Source organism: Pediococcus pentosaceus (assembly GCF_001437285.1).
Lineage (GTDB): Bacteria > Bacillota > Bacilli > Lactobacillales > Lactobacillaceae > Pediococcus > Pediococcus pentosaceus.
Window position 1 is genome coordinate 64,248 of record NZ_JQBF01000005.1, and the last position, 15,804, is coordinate 80,051.

The 15,804-nt window shown below is 36.3% G+C and carries 17 protein-coding genes; 3 read left to right on the top strand and 14 right to left on the bottom strand.

Annotated features, from left to right (window positions below; all coding sequences use genetic code 11):
• Positions 1–107: 107 nt before the first annotated feature.
• The 9 genes from IV86_RS06445 to IV86_RS06485 all read right to left on the bottom strand — a co-directional run bounded on the left by IV86_RS06445 (position 108) and on the right by IV86_RS06485 (position 6,974).
• Positions 108–590 (bottom strand): ComE operon protein 2, encoded by a 483-nt coding sequence (locus IV86_RS06445; RefSeq protein ID WP_011673523.1) that lies wholly within the window; start codon positions 588–590, stop codon positions 108–110.
• Positions 591–608: 18 nt separating this feature from the next.
• Positions 609–1,316, bottom strand: a complete 708-nt coding sequence (locus tag IV86_RS06450; protein WP_056979447.1) for a helix-hairpin-helix domain-containing protein — start codon at positions 1,314–1,316, stop codon at positions 609–611.
• Positions 1,317–1,385: 69 nt separating this feature from the next.
• Positions 1,386–1,862 carry a pantetheine-phosphate adenylyltransferase gene (gene coaD / locus IV86_RS06455; RefSeq protein ID WP_002833455.1) on the bottom strand — a complete coding sequence of 159 codons (477 nt, stop codon included), beginning with the start codon at positions 1,860–1,862 and terminating at the stop codon, positions 1,386–1,388.
• Positions 1,863–1,866: 4 nt separating this feature from the next.
• A complete protein-coding gene (rsmD, locus tag IV86_RS06460; RefSeq protein ID WP_002833456.1) occupies positions 1,867–2,418 on the bottom strand; it encodes a 16S rRNA (guanine(966)-N(2))-methyltransferase RsmD in 552 nt (183 codons plus the stop codon).
• On the bottom strand, positions 2,415–2,675 hold the full coding sequence (locus IV86_RS06465) for a DUF2129 domain-containing protein (protein ID WP_002833457.1): 261 nt from the start codon (positions 2,673–2,675) through the stop codon (positions 2,415–2,417). The genes rsmD and IV86_RS06465 overlap by 4 nt, the downstream gene beginning before the upstream one ends.
• 1 nt (position 2,676) lies before the next feature.
• Entirely contained in the window at positions 2,677–3,885 is a 1,209-nt protein-coding gene (locus IV86_RS06470; protein ID WP_056979455.1) for an FtsW/RodA/SpoVE family cell cycle protein, read from the bottom strand.
• A gap of 101 nt (positions 3,886–3,986) precedes the next feature.
• Complete coding sequence (typA, locus tag IV86_RS06475; RefSeq protein ID WP_002833459.1) at positions 3,987–5,831, bottom strand: translational GTPase TypA; 1,845 nt, start codon at positions 5,829–5,831, stop codon at positions 3,987–3,989.
• 74 nt (positions 5,832–5,905) lie between these two features.
• Positions 5,906–6,691: an inositol monophosphatase family protein gene (locus IV86_RS06480; protein WP_002833460.1), complete on the bottom strand. Its 786-nt coding sequence runs from the start codon at positions 6,689–6,691 to the stop codon at positions 5,906–5,908.
• Positions 6,675–6,974 carry a UPF0223 family protein gene (locus IV86_RS06485; RefSeq protein ID WP_002833461.1) on the bottom strand — a complete coding sequence of 100 codons (300 nt, stop codon included), beginning with the start codon at positions 6,972–6,974 and terminating at the stop codon, positions 6,675–6,677. The genes IV86_RS06480 and IV86_RS06485 overlap by 17 nt, the downstream gene beginning before the upstream one ends.
• A gap of 84 nt (positions 6,975–7,058) precedes the next feature.
• On the opposite strand from IV86_RS06485, the gene def reads away from it, so the two are divergent.
• The gene (gene def, locus IV86_RS06490) at positions 7,059–7,613 is read left to right on the top strand and encodes a peptide deformylase (protein WP_011673527.1); all 555 of its coding nucleotides are present in this window, start codon (positions 7,059–7,061) and stop codon (positions 7,611–7,613) included.
• Between the two features lie 96 nt (positions 7,614–7,709).
• Here def and IV86_RS06495 read toward each other — a convergent pair whose 3' ends face one another.
• Positions 7,710–8,177: a hypothetical protein gene (locus IV86_RS06495; RefSeq protein ID WP_002833464.1), complete on the bottom strand. Its 468-nt coding sequence runs from the start codon at positions 8,175–8,177 to the stop codon at positions 7,710–7,712.
• Between the two features lie 162 nt (positions 8,178–8,339).
• Between IV86_RS06495 and IV86_RS06500 the strand changes: the two genes are divergently transcribed.
• Both IV86_RS06500 and rnjA read left to right on the top strand, forming a co-directional pair.
• Complete coding sequence (locus IV86_RS06500; RefSeq protein WP_002833465.1) at positions 8,340–8,555, top strand: DNA-directed RNA polymerase subunit epsilon; 216 nt, start codon at positions 8,340–8,342, stop codon at positions 8,553–8,555.
• A 4-nt stretch (positions 8,556–8,559) separates the two neighbouring features.
• Positions 8,560–10,236, top strand: coding sequence for a ribonuclease J1 (gene rnjA, locus IV86_RS06505; RefSeq protein ID WP_002833466.1), 1,677 nt, complete (start codon positions 8,560–8,562; stop codon positions 10,234–10,236).
• A 178-nt stretch (positions 10,237–10,414) separates the two neighbouring features.
• Here the strand turns inward: rnjA and IV86_RS06510 are convergent, their stop codons facing one another.
• The 4 genes from IV86_RS06510 to IV86_RS06525 form a co-directional block, all read right to left on the bottom strand.
• Positions 10,415–11,821 carry a peptidoglycan endopeptidase gene (locus IV86_RS06510; protein ID WP_056979448.1) on the bottom strand — a complete coding sequence of 469 codons (1,407 nt, stop codon included), beginning with the start codon at positions 11,819–11,821 and terminating at the stop codon, positions 10,415–10,417.
• A gap of 361 nt (positions 11,822–12,182) precedes the next feature.
• Complete coding sequence (locus IV86_RS06515; protein WP_002833468.1) at positions 12,183–14,096, bottom strand: PTS fructose transporter subunit IIABC; 1,914 nt, start codon at positions 14,094–14,096, stop codon at positions 12,183–12,185.
• An 11-nt stretch (positions 14,097–14,107) separates the two neighbouring features.
• Positions 14,108–15,019: a 1-phosphofructokinase gene (pfkB, locus tag IV86_RS06520; protein ID WP_002833469.1), complete on the bottom strand. Its 912-nt coding sequence runs from the start codon at positions 15,017–15,019 to the stop codon at positions 14,108–14,110.
• Positions 15,016–15,771 (bottom strand): DeoR/GlpR family DNA-binding transcription regulator, encoded by a 756-nt coding sequence (locus IV86_RS06525; RefSeq protein WP_023440522.1) that lies wholly within the window; start codon positions 15,769–15,771, stop codon positions 15,016–15,018. Before IV86_RS06525 ends, pfkB begins: the two co-directional genes overlap by 4 nt.
• Positions 15,772–15,804: the final 33 nt, after the last annotated feature.

Sequence of the window (15,804 nt, forward strand, 5' to 3'; positions counted from 1 at the left end):
TAGTTCTAATTAACCAAATTATTAATAATAATAAAAATATTTTAGCTCTGGTAAAGATTAATCCAGACAGTAAAAAAACAGCTACTGTTGCCCATATAAAAGAAACCTCATTCACCTTCTCTTAAAATATGATTAATATTAATTTTATCTAAATCATCCTCTGAGAATTTAATCTGCTTAATTTCGACATTCTTTCTTTTTAAGAGCTCTACGGCATATTGGTCATTATGGTAATTTCTAAGATAATTAATTTTAATAATTCCGGACTGTAACAACATTTTTGTACACTGTAAACAGGGAAAATCCGTTACATAAACTTCTGCACCATCCGTTGCAACACCAAACTTAGCACATTGCAGAACCGCATTCATTTCCGCGTGTATCGTACGAACGCAGTGTCCCTCTACTAAATAGCATCCCTCGTCAATACAATGTACGTCTCCAGAAACTGAACCATTATAGCCCCCAGCTATTACTCGCCGGTCTCTAACAATAACTGCCCCGACTGAAAGCCGCGTGCACGTACTTCTGAGTGATAACAGGGTTGCCTGTGTCATAAAATATTGATCCCAATCAATTCTATTGTCCATATCATTTCCATCCTTAATTTATACAGTAATTGCATCTTGTAGTCCTTCAAAAATTTTATCACCAATCCCCTGTACTTGCTTTAAATCTTCAATGGATTTAAATTCGCCCTGTTGTTCACGATAATTAATAATTTGTTCAGCTTTTTTATCTCCTACACCATTCAATGTCAACAATTCTGCTTTAGAGGCAGTATTTATGTTAACTATTTTTTCAGTTGAACTATCGGTTGTGGAAGGGCTGCTACTTGAAATACTCGATGAACCAACTGCACTTAATTGTGACGGATCAGAATTTTTTATCTCACCCTTAATCAGTACATAAACTACTTGTTGATCAGACAATTGAGTCGCAAGGTTAATATTTCTTTGATCAGCTGATTTAGTCATTCCACCAGCAATTTCAATCGCATCCATTATTCGCATTCCTGACTTCACTTCATAAACTCCAGGGCTTTTCACAGCTCCTTTAACATCCACCATTATTTTAGAACTAGCAAGTCTCTGGGCGTGAGTCTCCTTATCTTGTCCACTCGCCATTGGCGTTGCAGAGTTTGAGCTGCTTTGTATAGAACTGGACGAACTAGTCAGATTGTTTCCAATCATCTTATCAGTACTATCATTACGCCCCGCTCCTACCAAAATACAAAAAAACATGACCACTATTGTGACTGTTATACCTGTTATTATAATTTGTTTTTGATATTTTTCCCAAATTTCTTCCAACATTTTTGCACCTCCTTAGCTAACAGAAGATACAAAAAAAGATTGGAATTTATTTTCCAATCCTTTAAATAGTCATTTTAGTCTTGATTTTAATAATACTTCTACAGTTTCAGGGACTAGGCCTTTAATGCTTCCGCCCATTTTTACAACTTCTTTAATTAAACTAGACGAGGTAAATTCCCACTTAGAATTAGCTGGTATAAATACCGTCTCAACTTCTTGATTTAAATATTGATTCATTCCAGCCACCTGAATTTCAAAGTTTAAATCTTCCCCATTGCGAACGCCTCGAACCAAAACATCTGCTTTTTCCTGTGTAAAAGTTTCAGCCGTTAATCCTGTTACCGATTTACAAGCAACATTTTCAAGGTCTCTAGTCACTTGCGTAATTAAGTTCACGCGTTCCTGTGGTGTAAATAAAGCCGATTTGTTGGTGTTAATCGCCACTACCACCGTTAATTCATCAAAAATTTTAGCAGCACGTTTAATAATATCTAGATGGCCATTAGTAATTGGGTCAAAACTTCCAACATAAAGAGCCTTTGTCATCGTATTATTCTCCCTTATAAATTACAATTTTGGTAATTCCATAATGTTGTTCACGTACACGATTTAAATATCCAATTTTCTCTGGCAATTCAACTTCATCACTGACTTCACAAATGATAATTGCGTCTGAAGTTAATAAATTTAAACCAATTAATTCTTGAAGGTCTTTCTCAATTGTTTGGAGTGCATAAGGTGGATCAAAGAAGGCCATCGAATATTTATTTCCTTTTGTAGCTAACATTTGAATAATTTTCTTGGAATCTCCCTTAATGACTTCAAAACGATCCTTTGCCTTAGTCACTTCAACATTTTCTTTAATTGTTTTAATAGCAGCAAATTGTTTATCAATCAACGTAGCGCTATCCATCCCTCTCGAAACAGCTTCAATTGATAATCCACCACTTCCAGCGTACATATCTAGCACTAAGCCTCCATCGAAATATGGCCCAATAATATTAAATATATTTTCTTTAATTTTATCTGTTGTCGGACGGGTTTTCATTCCCGGTACGGGTTTCAAACGACGTCCACCAAAATCACCTGAAATAACTCTCACTGTTCATCTTCCTCTGCTGAATAATCTTGACTATAGTCAACCCTTAAATCTGATCGTGGAGAGATATACGCAGATCTCACCATCTCAAATCCTCGAATTTTTTTTAAAGATTCCTCAACATTACTTTTATTAACGTAAAGGATTAAATAATGCATATCTTTTGAAACATAATCAACATCGCCAATTTTTTTGATGGGTCCGATTTTTTTGATGTTATTAAAAAATACAATAATACTTTGACGTTGTACTATATTCATTCTAATCTTCCTCTATGATTTGTTTCTGTTCATTAAGTGCTTGTCTTTGCGAAGCACTTATATTTAGTAGTACCCCCATGGTAGCCGATAAAACCATCATACTTGAACCACCATAACTAATGAAAGGGAACGTAACCCCCGTAATTGGTATCAAACCAGTTATTCCACCAACATTGAAGAAAGTTTGAACAACTAGATAAGTTGCAATACCATAACAAACAAGAGCATCATACATTTTACTGGACCTAGCACCAAGAATAATTGCTCTGAAAATAATGACAAATAGGATCGAAATGATAATTACAACCATAATCAAACCCAATTCCTCAGCAATTACCGACATAATAAAATCAGTATTAGCTTCGGGTAAATATCCCTTCTTTTGAATACTATTTCCTAAACCAACACCAAAAATCCCACCATTACCAAGTGCGTAATATGAATTAACCAACTGATTACCAGCACCTTTAGAAAGTTCAAAAGGATGCGCAAATCCTACCAAACGTTGAAGCATATAATTTGAGGTATGCACATCAATTTTCGAAGCAACTGTAGTTAATAGTATAAAAAATGCTGCTAATCCAGCAAATATTCCCGCAACACTTTTACGATAATTTTTACCACCTGCAAACAAAATTACAATTGCAATTGCCGCATTAATCGTTGAACCTCCTAAATCATGTTGTAAAAAGTTCAATAAAATTAGCGAACCAATCATAACCATTGGACTCCACGTTACCTTAGGAGAAATTTCTTCTCCTAATTCAATCCGATGTTGATGTAGTGACAAAATATTTGATAAATACAAAATAATAAATAACTTCAAATATTCAGCCGGTTGGATCCCAAAAGATCCAATATAGATCCATCCAGTAGCTCCATTTGTATTCGAACCAAAAAATATAAGAAAAAAAGACGCTACGTACATAACTAATGCACCAATTTTTAATATACCTTTATTCCTAAAACCTTTTTTGTTAATCAAAAAAAAGAACATCATGATTACAATTCCAACCATTACCCAAACTGCTTGTTTTAACAGATAACTTTTAGCGCTAATTCCATTCTGGATATAAAAATCAGCACTGGCTGAGTAGACCATTACAATTCCAAAAATACTAAGTATAAGATATGGGATTATTACCCATAAATCTAGATACGGCAATCGCTCTTTAAATCGCCTTGGAAACCAATATAAAAATTTTTGCATTAATATTTCACCCTTATCCTGCATAATACCTAATCTATTATATCGTACTACGCTCCTTAAAAATAAAAAAAGACGAAAATTAAATTTTCGTCTTTTCTTAATTATTTTTTAGCAGCCATTTTACGTTTCTTAGCAGCTTTTTCACGTTCATTTGTATTCAAGATTTGCTTACGCAAACGAATGTGATCAGGTGTAATTTCACAGTATTCATCTTCATTCAAAAATTCAAGTGATTCTTCGAGTGACATATGAACTGGTGTTTTAACCTTAGCGATATCTTCAGAACCAGCAGCACGCACGTTAGTTTGGTTACGTCCACGAGTAATGTTAACTGAAATATCATTTTCACGACTGTTTTGACCAACAATCATACCTTCATATACTTCAGTACCAGCATCTGTAAAGATAACTCCACGATCTTGAACAGCCATGATAGCGTAAGTGGTAACTTTACCAGAATTAATTGATACTAAAGTACCATTACGACGACCTGGATTCCAGTTCTTAATTTGTGGTAAGTATTCTTGGAAAGTATGGTTCATAATACCATATCCACGAGTCATTGATAGGAATTCTGTAGAGTAACCAATCAATCCACGTGAAGGAGCCAAGAAAGTCAAACGAGTTTGGCCATTATCAGTAGTTTCCATATTCTTCATTTCACCCTTACGTTGTGAAAGTGAATCAATTACAGAACCAGTATATTCATCAGGTGTATCAATTTGAACCATTTCATAAGGTTCACATAGCTTGCCATCGATTTCCTTGATGATAACTTCTGGACGTGATGCTTGAAGTTCGTAACCTTCGCGACGAAGTGTTTCAATTAAAATTGAAAGATGAAGTTCACCACGACCTGAAACAATCCATGCACCAGGATCATCAGTATCATCAACTCGAAGTGAAACATCAGTATGGAGTTCAGTCTTCAAACGTTGTTCCAACTGACGTGATGTAACGAACTTACCTTCGCGACCAGCAAATGGTGAATCATTTGTTCTAAATGTCATTTGTAGTGTAGGTTCGTCAATTCGTAACACTGGTAATGCTTCTGGATGTTCTGCATCGGCAACTGTTTCACCAACGAAAATGTCTTCCATACCTGAGATAGCAATCAAGTCCCCTGCTTTGGCTTCGTTGATTTCCAAACGTTTCAAACCAAAGTAACCAAACAACTTAGTAACTCGGAAGTTTTTCTTTGAACCATCAAGTTTAAGCACGGAAACGTTGTCTCCAACCTTGATCCGACCGCGGAATACACGTCCAATACCAATCCGTCCAACGAAGTCGTTGTAATCAAGTAAAGCAACTTGGAATTGAAGTGGTTCAGCTGAAGAATCTTCAGGAGCTGGAATTGTATCTACAATTGTATCAAAAATTGGTTTCATTGTGTGTTCTTGGTCAGCTGGGTCTGAAGAAAAACTAGAAGTTCCATTGATAGCTGAAGCATATACAACTGGGAACTCAAGTTGGTCTTCATCAGCACCAAGTTCAATGAATAGATCAAGAACTTCGTCAACAACTTCTTCTGGACGTGCGCCTGGGCGGTCAATCTTGTTAACAACCACGATTGGTGTTAAATGTTGTTCCAAAGCTTTTTTCAAAACAAAGCGTGTTTGGGGCATTGTTCCTTCAAAAGCATCAACAACAAGCAAAACACCATCAACCATGCGCATGATACGTTCAACTTCACCACCGAAGTCAGCATGTCCTGGAGTATCTAAAATGTTAATTTGTTTATCTGCATAACGTACAGCAGTGTTTTTTGAAAGAATTGTGATTCCGCGTTCACGTTCAATCGCATTTGAGTCCAAAGCACGGTCTTCAATTTGAACGTGTTCGTCTAATGTATCTGATTGTTTCAATAATTCATTAACCAAGGTAGTCTTTCCGTGGTCAACGTGGGCAATGATTGCAATATTTCTAATATCGTCTCTTAAATTCAATATGTTTCTCCCTTTCGTTTTTCAATGGCTTAACATAAAAAAACCTGTGACGTCTAATTCGTCACAGCATAATGCTATTTCACTATACTCATTATAGCAGAATATGCTTTTTTCGTAGCAACTAGTACAACGCCCGATTTTAGCACATTAATAGCCTCTCCGTCAACATACCCTACTTTTAACCCAAAGACCGCCGCTAAAGCGTTTCCAGCAGCAAAATCCCATGGTTTTAAGCTAGAAACATATCCAATTTGTTTACCCAAAAGTACTCGAATAAATTCGATTCCTGCACTGCCAATAACTCTAGCTCCTAGCGTTCTTTTTTCAACATCTTGGAAGTGATATGCATTATTAACTAGCATTGGGCCGCTTAACCCGATTAAACTTTCTTCTAGAGCTAGATTGGCTGGAGGATTGATTACATCTTGATTTTTATATACCACTCCAATTCCCGGTCCGCCATGTAATAAAACATCGCGCATGACATCGTAAATATATCCCAACAAAGGTTTTCCATCTTCATATAGAGCAATCATTACAGCAAAATCTTCACGTTGCTTAACAAAATTCATGGTCCCATCAATTGGATCAATGACCCACATCAACCCCTTGGCATCAGTTAAATCATTTTCAGATTCCTCAGCTAAAATTTTAGCATCAGGGAGTAATTGACTTAACGCTTCAATAATGTGAGCTTGATTACCACGATCCACTTCAGTTACCAAATCTCGGCGGTTTTGTTTTTCATCAACTTCTAAATGCTTTCCCATCTTTTCAAAGATAAATTGACGATCTTTGACTAGAAATTCCACTATTTTGGCGTCTAATTGAAGTAAGAAATCTTTATCTATATTTTTCATTTTCAATCACCTTAATTTTTTTAATATTTAAATCTTTTAATTGTTTAACCGCTAAAAATGGTTCCATACCAGAATTACTTAAAAATTCCCTAAAAAGTCTTTTTTCTTCACTCTTATTGGGCACTACTGCTTGAAATTTGCGATAACTTTCAACAAATTTTTCGCGTTTAACCCCTTCTTGATAAGTTTTTTCAACTATAGCGAAGAAATTAATTACATCAGTTAATTCGGCTGTATTCCAGCGTTCATCGATTGGGTAAGAAAAAGTTTCTTTTATACTCATTTTAATATTCCTTTTAAGATTTATTTTGTGTTAATACTATATTATATATTATACTTGTTGTTAGACGAATTGGAGGTTTTTATCTTGATTAAAATGAACGATATCACTCGTGACGGAAATCCCGTTTTACGAAAACGTGCTGAAAAGCTTACTTTTCCGCTTGATCCTAAATATCTCAAAGTTGCCGATGAAATGATGGAATATTTAAAAAATAGCCAAGATCCAGCCATTGCTGAAAAATACCACTTAAGAGCCGGCGTTGGTTTGGCCGCTCCACAAATTGGTTTATCAATCCAAATGGCTTCAGTCCTTGTTCCTGGGCCAGATAATACCATCGATTTAGAAGAAACATTAGTTAATCCTGTAATCGTTAGTCAATCGGTTCAAATTGCTGCTTTGGAGGAAGGCGAAGGCTGTCTTTCGGTCGATAAAGACGTTCCTGGATATGTTCCTCGTCACGACCGCATCACTGTGCGTTACCAAACCTTGGATGGCGAAGAAAAAACTATTAAACTCCGCGATTATCCTGCAATTGTTTGTCAACATGAAATTGATCATCTAAAAGGTACTTTATTCTATGATCATATCAATAAAGAAAATCCTTTAGATATTGAAGATAATGCTATTTTAATCGGCTAATTATAAAAAAGAAGCTATGCCTGCATGGTGAATCTCAAAAGTTAAGTTACCTACTTAATTTCTGACTATTCATTCCTTTGTGGCATAGCTTCTTTTTTATAGCTTACTGAGATCATTTAAGTAATCTTTAGTCTGACGATTAATTAAATATACAACGTCTAACTCTAAATGGTTTTGATTAAGCCAAATATCTGAAACCTTTAATTGAGGTCCATCTTCGTCTTCTAATTGATGCTTTCGGCAATATTCCGCTAGAATTTTGTTAATTTTAGATTCAATTAAATTAATATCCATACTATGTTTGAGGTTGGCGTGATAATTAAAACCAACAACGGATTGCCCCCAAACGTCTGCAACCGATTTTCCTTTTGCTCCATCAAATTCCATACCATCCATTTTAAGCTGCTTAGCTACTTGGATCATGGCATTATTTACGATTGTTTCACTTGCATTTCTAACTATTGTAGCTGCTTTGGTAATTCTTTTCCTTTTTATATATGTAAGAATTAATAGCACTGCAACTAAAATAATTAAGAAAATTATAATTAATGACTTAATTAGCATTTTTGATACCAGTCCCTCCGCCTTTCAAGGCTATGTTTCTATACTTATATCAGCCTCTATGATAAAATGTTTAAAGATGCGTTGTAGTAATACAACTTATTGAACGGGCAAAACTTTTATTTTTATTTGAACACATTTTTACGAAAGAAGGAAGAAAAAAACATGATTTTTAAAGTTTATTATCAAGAATCTAAAAAAGAAACACCACGTCGTGAGAATACACACTCACTATTTATTGAAGCTGAAACGAAGCCAGATGCAATTAAACGCGTCGAAACTAACAATCCAGACTTCAACGTTGAACAAGTCGAATTGCTCGAAGGTAAGGCACTCGAATATGAACAACAAGGTGTAAATTACAAGCTAGTGGAGTACTAAGCTTATGGGTAAAATTAACATTAAAAATAACGAGACTGCCGTTTATGCAATCGGTGGCCTTAATGAAATTGGTAAAAATACTTATGGTATTCAATTTCAAGACGAAATTATTGTCGTCGATGCTGGAATCAAATTCCCTGAAGATGAACTATTGGGAATTGACTACGTTATCCCTGACTACCAATTTCTAGTTGCTAACCAACAAAAAATAAAAGCCTTAGTTATCACACATGGTCATGAAGACCACATTGGTGGTATTCCGTTTTTACTACAACAAATTAACGTTCCAATTTATGCTAGTCCACTTGCTGCCGCTTTAATTAAAGGAAAACTTGAAGAACATGGTCTATTAAAAACCACCGAAATCCATATCATTGATGAGGATACGGTAATCAAATTCCCTAAGACTAGCGTTAGCTTCTTTAGAACCACCCACTCGATTCCAGATACTTTAGGAGTTGCCGTCCACACTCCTTCTGGGGTGATTGTCGAAACTGGTGATTTTAAGTTTGACCTAACACCAACTACACATCAGCCACCTAACCTTCAAAAAATGGCTAAACTTGGTGATGAAGGCGTATTGTTGTTAATGTCTGATAGTACTAATGCTGAACGTGATGAATTTACTAAATCTGAACGTTGGGTTGGTAAGTCCATTCGTAAAATTTTCGAAGAAGTCGAGGGACGAATTATTTTTGCTACTTTCGCTTCTAACATTTCTCGAATCCAGATGGCAACAGAAGCTGCACTAAAACATGGTCGTAAAATTGCGGTTTTTGGTCGCTCGATGGAAGCAGCTTTAGTTAACGGCCGTGAACTAGGATACCTTGATATTCCCGATGACGCATTAATCAATGCCGAACAACTTAACCATTTACCAGCTAATAAAGTATTGATCATGTGTACTGGTTCTCAAGGTGAACCGATGGCAGCGCTTAGTCGAATTGCCAACGGCACTCATCGTCAAATTTCAATACAACCTGATGATACTGTCGTATTTTCAAGTAATCCAATTCCTGGTAATACTATCAGTGTCAATAAAGTTATTAACGAATTAGAAGAAGCTGGTGCTCGCGTAATTCACGGAAAAGTGAATAACATCCATACTTCTGGTCATGGTGGCCAAGATGAACAACGTCTAATGTTGCGTTTGATGCAACCTAAATATTTTATGCCTATTCATGGCGAATATAGAATGTTGCAATTGCATACTGAACTTGCTCATGACTGTGACGTACCATTCGAAAATAGCTTTATTATGTCCAACGGTGATGTTTTAGCCCTTACAAAGGACTCCGCTCGTCGTTCTGGTCATTTTAGTGCCGGTGATGTATATGTAGATGGAAATGGTATTGGAGACATCGGAAACGTTGTTTTACGTGATCGTCAATTACTTTCTGAAGAAGGACTTGTGGTTGTCGTTGCAACAATTAACCTAAAAACTAAGATGATTGAATCCGGTCCAGATCTTTTATCACGAGGATTTGTTTACATGCGAGAATCCGGTGAATTAATTAATGAAGGTCGGCGTCGAATGTTTGCGAGAATTCGTCACGCAATGCGAAATCCGCACGCTAATGAAGCCTCTATTAATCGGGCAATTATTGATGATCTACAGAAGTTCTTATATGAACAAACTGAACGTCATCCTGTAATTATTCCAATGTTAATTATGGATTAATAAAAAACGCAATCTTATCAAACTCTGAGATAAATCTCTAATGATTGAAAAGATTGCGTTTTTATTTAGCTATAATTTTGCTAAACATGAAAAGTTCCCTTTCCCAAATTTTAAAAGGTAAAATAAAAAACGTCTCAACTAACCTAGGTTAATTGAAACGTTTTTTTCTTAGTTAATTTTAACGTACGCTACCAGCAAAACTTGGGTAGAAGTATGATGAAATTGTTGAAACCTTAGCATTTTGACCAAATGTTGGAGCATTTGCATATTGGTTGTTACCAAGATAAATAGCGACGTGATATGTTGAACCAGCGCTACCCCAGAATAATAAATCACCTGGTTGAGCAGCTGAAACAGATTTCTTTGTTACATATGATTCCATAGCTACAGTATAGCTTGGAAGACTAATACCAGCTGAATGTTGGTATACATATGAAACAAATCCAGAACAATCAAAACCTGAAGTTGTTTTACCGCCCCATACGTATGGGATTGTGTTATTAGCTAAAGATCTAGCTAAACCAGTAACAGAACCAGTATTTTGAGTAGTTGTTGTTGTAGCACTTGATGATGCAGCTGAACTAGCAACATTGGTTGTGTTAGTAGTTGTTGCAGCTGAACTAGTATGTGTAGCATATGAAGGAGTTGTAGCAGCGCTTGATGGTGCTACACTAGTTACAGCTTGTGATGTTACTGCACTACTTGATGGTGCAACTGAGCTTGCAGCTGATGATACAGCTGAACTTGGTGCTACGCTAGTTGCAGCTTGTGATGTCACTGCACTACTTGATGGTGCAACTGAGCTTGCAGTTGACGATACAGCTGAACTTGGTGCTACGCTAGTTGCGGCTTGTGATGTCACTGCGCTACTTGATGGTGCAACTGAGCTTGCAGCTGATGATACAGCTGAACTTGGTGCTACGCTAGTTACAGCTTGTGATGTCACTGCACTACTTGATGGTGCAACTGAGCTTGCAGCTGATGATACAGCTGAACTTGGCGCTACGCTAGTTACAGCTTGTGATGTTACTGCACTGCTTGCAGGTGCTACATATGTTGTAACAGCACTACTTGGTGCTGGTGTTACTACAGTTTGAGCAGCTGCACTACTTACTTGAACTGTAGCTTGTTGAGTAGCTTGAGGTACATATGTACTTGAAGCTTGACTTGCTGAACCATTGGCAGCAGGAATTGTTAAACTTTGTCCAACAATAATTAATGAGCTGCTAAGATTGTTTACTTTCATGATGGCATTAACAGATACACCATATTTTTCAGCAAGAACTGATAAACTATCACCGCTCTTTACGGTAATTTTAGTAACTTTTGAGTCTGTTTTGCCTGGAATATTGATATCTTGTCCAACAAAAATCAAGTGACTATTTTGATTAATGTTATTTAGTGATTCAATGCTTTTAACGGAAACTCCGTATTTTTGTGAAAGTGCCCAAACTGTATCACTCTTTTGTACCTTTACAGAATCAGCATGAGCAATCACTTGTGTTCCGCCTGCAACAAGAAGACCTGCTCCGGCCGCACCAGCTAATAATAATTTGGATGCATTTGATTTAGAATTGGTAACCATATAAGTTCGTCCACTCCTTAAATTTTCGTATAATTTTTATGATTTCTATCGTTAATATTCAAAATAAATTAGAATTGGTTTTTTGCACATATTTAATACTATCATTTTTAAGATATTTTGAAAACACTTTTTATACATTAACTATTCATCATAAATTAAAAAAATCTTATAAATCCCGCCACTACAATGTTTAACAAAACTTAAAAAAACAAATAACTTTTGACACTTTTTTTCTTAAAATCCTTTATTTCATGCATGTTTATCTAATGTTACACCAATATTACAAAAAAAGAGTATTGTTACAAAGAATGTAACAATACTCCCAAGTTAAACCATATTTTTTATACATAAAAATGAATTTTTATGCATCTTTTGAATTCTTTACTGGTTTCCATAATCCCATAATTACACCGGCTATTACCGCACCAATTACTACAGATAGAACGTAAAATAATTTATGATCAGCTAACGCAATTACCCATATACCACCATGAGGAGCCGGAACACTAACCTTCCAAAGTTGACTTAGTCCACCACCGATTGCTGAACCAATAATACTTGATCCAATTACACGAAGAGGATCAGCAGTTGCGAATGGAATGGCACCTTCAGTAATAAATGATAGTCCCAGAACCCAGTTTGAAATTCCAGCTTCACGTTCTTGTGCCGTAAATTTCTTAGGCCAAAATGTTGTGGCAATTGCTGTAGCTAAAGGTGGAATCATCCCACCCACCATTACAGCAGCCATCAAATCACCATTTTTAGTTGAAGTAAACGCTGCAATCGCAAACGCATAAGCAGCCTTATTAAATGGACCACCCATATCAATTGACATCATCGCTGCCAGTACAGCACCTAAGAGAACCGCGTTTCCGGTTCCCATGCCTTCTAGCACACCAGTTACCCATGCATTAACGGCCGCAAACACAGGGTTAACTGCAAAGAACATTAATGCGCCAACCAAAAGTAAACTCAAGATTGGATAAATCAACATTGGTTTTAGACCTTCAAGTGTCTTAGGAACAAATTTGAATAACTTTTTCAAACCGTTGACAATCAAACCAGCTGCAAAACCAGCAATTAATCCACCAATAAATCCTGAAACACTTGTTGTATGCATTACGCTTGCAGCTGACTGGGTTGCCATATAACCACCCACAACCCCAGGCATTAACGCTGGTAAATCACCAATTGATTGAGCAATAAAACCGGCAAGAATTGGGATCAAGAATGAAAAGGCATAATTACCAATTCCATTAGGGAAAGTAAACCACAAACTAGTTGCTGACGTATATCGCTCAATAAAGAACGAAAGAGCCATGATAATCCCACCACCAACTACAAATGGTAGCATATGAGAAATACCGTTCATTAAATCTTTATAAATTTCATTCCAAAAACCACCGTTTGATGATTCAGATTCTGACGCTTCATTTCCAGTAGAATGGAATGTAGTAGCCTGATTAGCTTCAACCAAATCAATTAATTCATCAGCTTTATTAATCCCATCAATGACTGGTCGATTTAAAAGTGGTTTACCATCGAAACGCGCCATTTCAACTTTTTTATCTGCTGTAATGATAACTCCATCAGCTCGTTCAATATCTTCATTAGTTAAACGATGCTTTACACCTTCGGAACCATTTGTTTCAACTTTGATCTCGATTCCTTTTTCCTTAGCCGCCTTTTTCAAAGCAGCCTCAGCCATATAAGTATGAGCAATCCCATTAGGACAAGCTGAAACCGCAACAATAAAGGACTTTTTATCTGAATCGACTGGTTCAGTTGTTTCAGCATCATGTGAATCTTCTACATCTTTTGCTGCTTCTGCAGCTTCAAATAATGCTAAGACATCCGCTGGAGTTTCAGCGTTCTTCAATTTTCCTACCAACTCTGGGTCAATCAGCAAACTAGATAGTTTAGCTAAGGCCTGTAGATGCGCATTATTCGCCCCCTCTGGAGCAGCAATCATGAAGAATAATTTTACAGGTTTTCCATCCAAGGCATCAAAATCCACCCCATTACTACTTTTAGCAAATAACACCGCTGCCTCATTAACAGCATTAGTCTTAGCATGAGGCATCGCAATCTCATCACCAATACCAGTTGTTGATTCAGCTTCACGATCTAGAATACCTTTAAGATAGGTCGCACGATCGGTAACAATTCCTTCACTAACGTATTTATCAATCATTTCGTTAATTGCATCCGATTTTGAATCTGCTTTTAGATCCATAATCATTAAGTTTTTCTTGAGTAAATCTTTAATCTCCATAATTTTACCCCTTACTTTTCAAAGACATCAATTTCGTTAAAAATCTCGTCAATTTTTTTATTAGTTGCAATATCCAGTGAAAATGCTGTGGCACTTCCACACGCTAAACCTTTTTTAAAGGCTTTTTCTAAATCATGTGACTGATTGAATTCTCCAACAAATCCAGCCAACATTGAGTCCCCAGCTCCTACAGAATTTAAGACTTTGCCTTTTGGAGCAAAACTTCTAAGCACACGATCCTTGGAAACTAGCATCCCACCTTCACCAGCCATTGAAATCATGACATTTTGAGCGCCCATTTCAATTAACTTTTTAGCATACTTCTCAATATCTGTATCGGTGGTTACTTCTGTATGAAATAATTCTCCAAGTTCATGGTTATTTGGCTTAATAACGATTGGATTATTTTCTAAGGTATCTAATAGACCCTGTCCCGTAGTATCGACTGCAAATTGCGCCCCATTTGCCTTAATTTTTTTAATTATTTGATCATAAAGGTTCTGGGGTAAATTGGCTGGGATACTTCCTGAAAATACAACAACATCTCCATTGCCAATTTGATTAAATTTGTCGATAAAACTTGCTAATTCTGTATCATCAATATTAGGTCCGAGAGCATTTAATTCTGTTTCTTGTTGAGCATGAATTTTTACATTAATCCTAGTATCTTCTTTAATCTCAACAAAATCGGTTTGCACATTCAATCTTGTTAATGCATCATTCACAAATTTCCCAGTAAATCCTCCTAGAAAACCTAACGCTGTGTTAGACACATTTAATTCATTTAAAATTCTTGAAACATTAATCCCTTTTCCACCCGGAAATTTACTTGATGTCTTCAAGCGATTAACCAAGCCAACTTTCATTTCATCCAGACTGATTACATAATCAATCGATGGGTTAAGTGTAACTGTGTAAATCATTTTTGAACCTCCATATAATATATATTTTCCTCTGCTTTGAGCCATTCTGGACAATGGTCGGCAATAATTGTTGCATCTTGCAATTCTGCAAAACGTACAAATGAAGTCTTATTAAACTTAGAGCTATCTGCTAAAACATAAGCATTTCGACTTCTTTTAATCACTTCTGACTTAATCTGGGCTTCTTGAATATCTGGAGTGGTAAATCCTAATTCTTGGGATACCCCATTGGTTCCCATGAAACATCGATCAAATTGAAATGTTCGAATCCGATCCGTTACCTCTGATCCAATCAAAGCCCGGGTTTTATTTTTTAATTGGCCACCAACTAGATACGCATTGATATCAAAATCTGACAGTAAACCAGCAATCGTCAATCCATTGGTTACAACTAACAGTCCCTCGATTTCTGCCAAGTATGGAATGATCGTTGCAGTGGAAGTTCCGGCATCCAAAAAAATAATCTCCCCACTTTGAACCAATTCTGCAGCTTGTCGCCCAATTTCATTTTTTTCTAATAGATTCATTTTCGATTTAACTTGAAAATCCGTTTCGGTTTGAAGCCCATTTTCAAGTTGAGCTCCACCATGAACACGGACTAGCTTTCCTTCTGCTTCAAGTTTTTTTAAATCTCGACGAACCGTAGAAATTGATGATTGATTTGCATGCATAATTTCATCAACTTTGATAACTTGTTTCTCTCTTAATAAACGTAAAATATTTCGTTCTCGAAGTTCTGTAAGCACTTTCATCAACCTCCATAGAAGAATATACCATCATTTTAG

Excerpts from the sequence above, each read along its gene's own strand:
- IV86_RS06445 (WP_011673523.1), bottom strand. The coding sequence starts at position 590 with ATGGACAATAGAATTGATTGGGATCAATATTTTATGACACAGGCAACC.
- IV86_RS06450 (WP_056979447.1), bottom strand. The coding sequence starts at position 1,316 with ATGTTGGAAGAAATTTGGGAAAAATATCAAAAACAAATTATAATAACA.
- coaD (WP_002833455.1), bottom strand. The coding sequence starts at position 1,862 with ATGACAAAGGCTCTTTATGTTGGAAGTTTTGACCCAATTACTAATGGC.
- IV86_RS06465 (WP_002833457.1), bottom strand. The coding sequence starts at position 2,675 with ATGAATATAGTACAACGTCAAAGTATTATTGTATTTTTTAATAACATC.
- IV86_RS06470 (WP_056979455.1), bottom strand. The coding sequence starts at position 3,885 with ATGCAAAAATTTTTATATTGGTTTCCAAGGCGATTTAAAGAGCGATTG.
- IV86_RS06480 (WP_002833460.1), bottom strand. The coding sequence starts at position 6,691 with ATGAAAAATATAGATAAAGATTTCTTACTTCAATTAGACGCCAAAATA.
- IV86_RS06485 (WP_002833461.1), bottom strand. The coding sequence starts at position 6,974 with ATGAGTATAAAAGAAACTTTTTCTTACCCAATCGATGAACGCTGGAAT.
- IV86_RS06495 (WP_002833464.1), bottom strand. The coding sequence starts at position 8,177 with ATGCTAATTAAGTCATTAATTATAATTTTCTTAATTATTTTAGTTGCA.
- IV86_RS06500 (WP_002833465.1), top strand. The coding sequence starts at position 8,340 with ATGATTTTTAAAGTTTATTATCAAGAATCTAAAAAAGAAACACCACGT.
- rnjA (WP_002833466.1), top strand. The coding sequence starts at position 8,560 with ATGGGTAAAATTAACATTAAAAATAACGAGACTGCCGTTTATGCAATC.
- IV86_RS06510 (WP_056979448.1), bottom strand. The coding sequence starts at position 11,821 with ATGGTTACCAATTCTAAATCAAATGCATCCAAATTATTATTAGCTGGT.
- IV86_RS06515 (WP_002833468.1), bottom strand. The coding sequence starts at position 14,096 with ATGGAGATTAAAGATTTACTCAAGAAAAACTTAATGATTATGGATCTA.
- pfkB (WP_002833469.1), bottom strand. The coding sequence starts at position 15,019 with ATGATTTACACAGTTACACTTAACCCATCGATTGATTATGTAATCAGT.
- IV86_RS06525 (WP_023440522.1), bottom strand. The coding sequence starts at position 15,771 with ATGAAAGTGCTTACAGAACTTCGAGAACGAAATATTTTACGTTTATTA.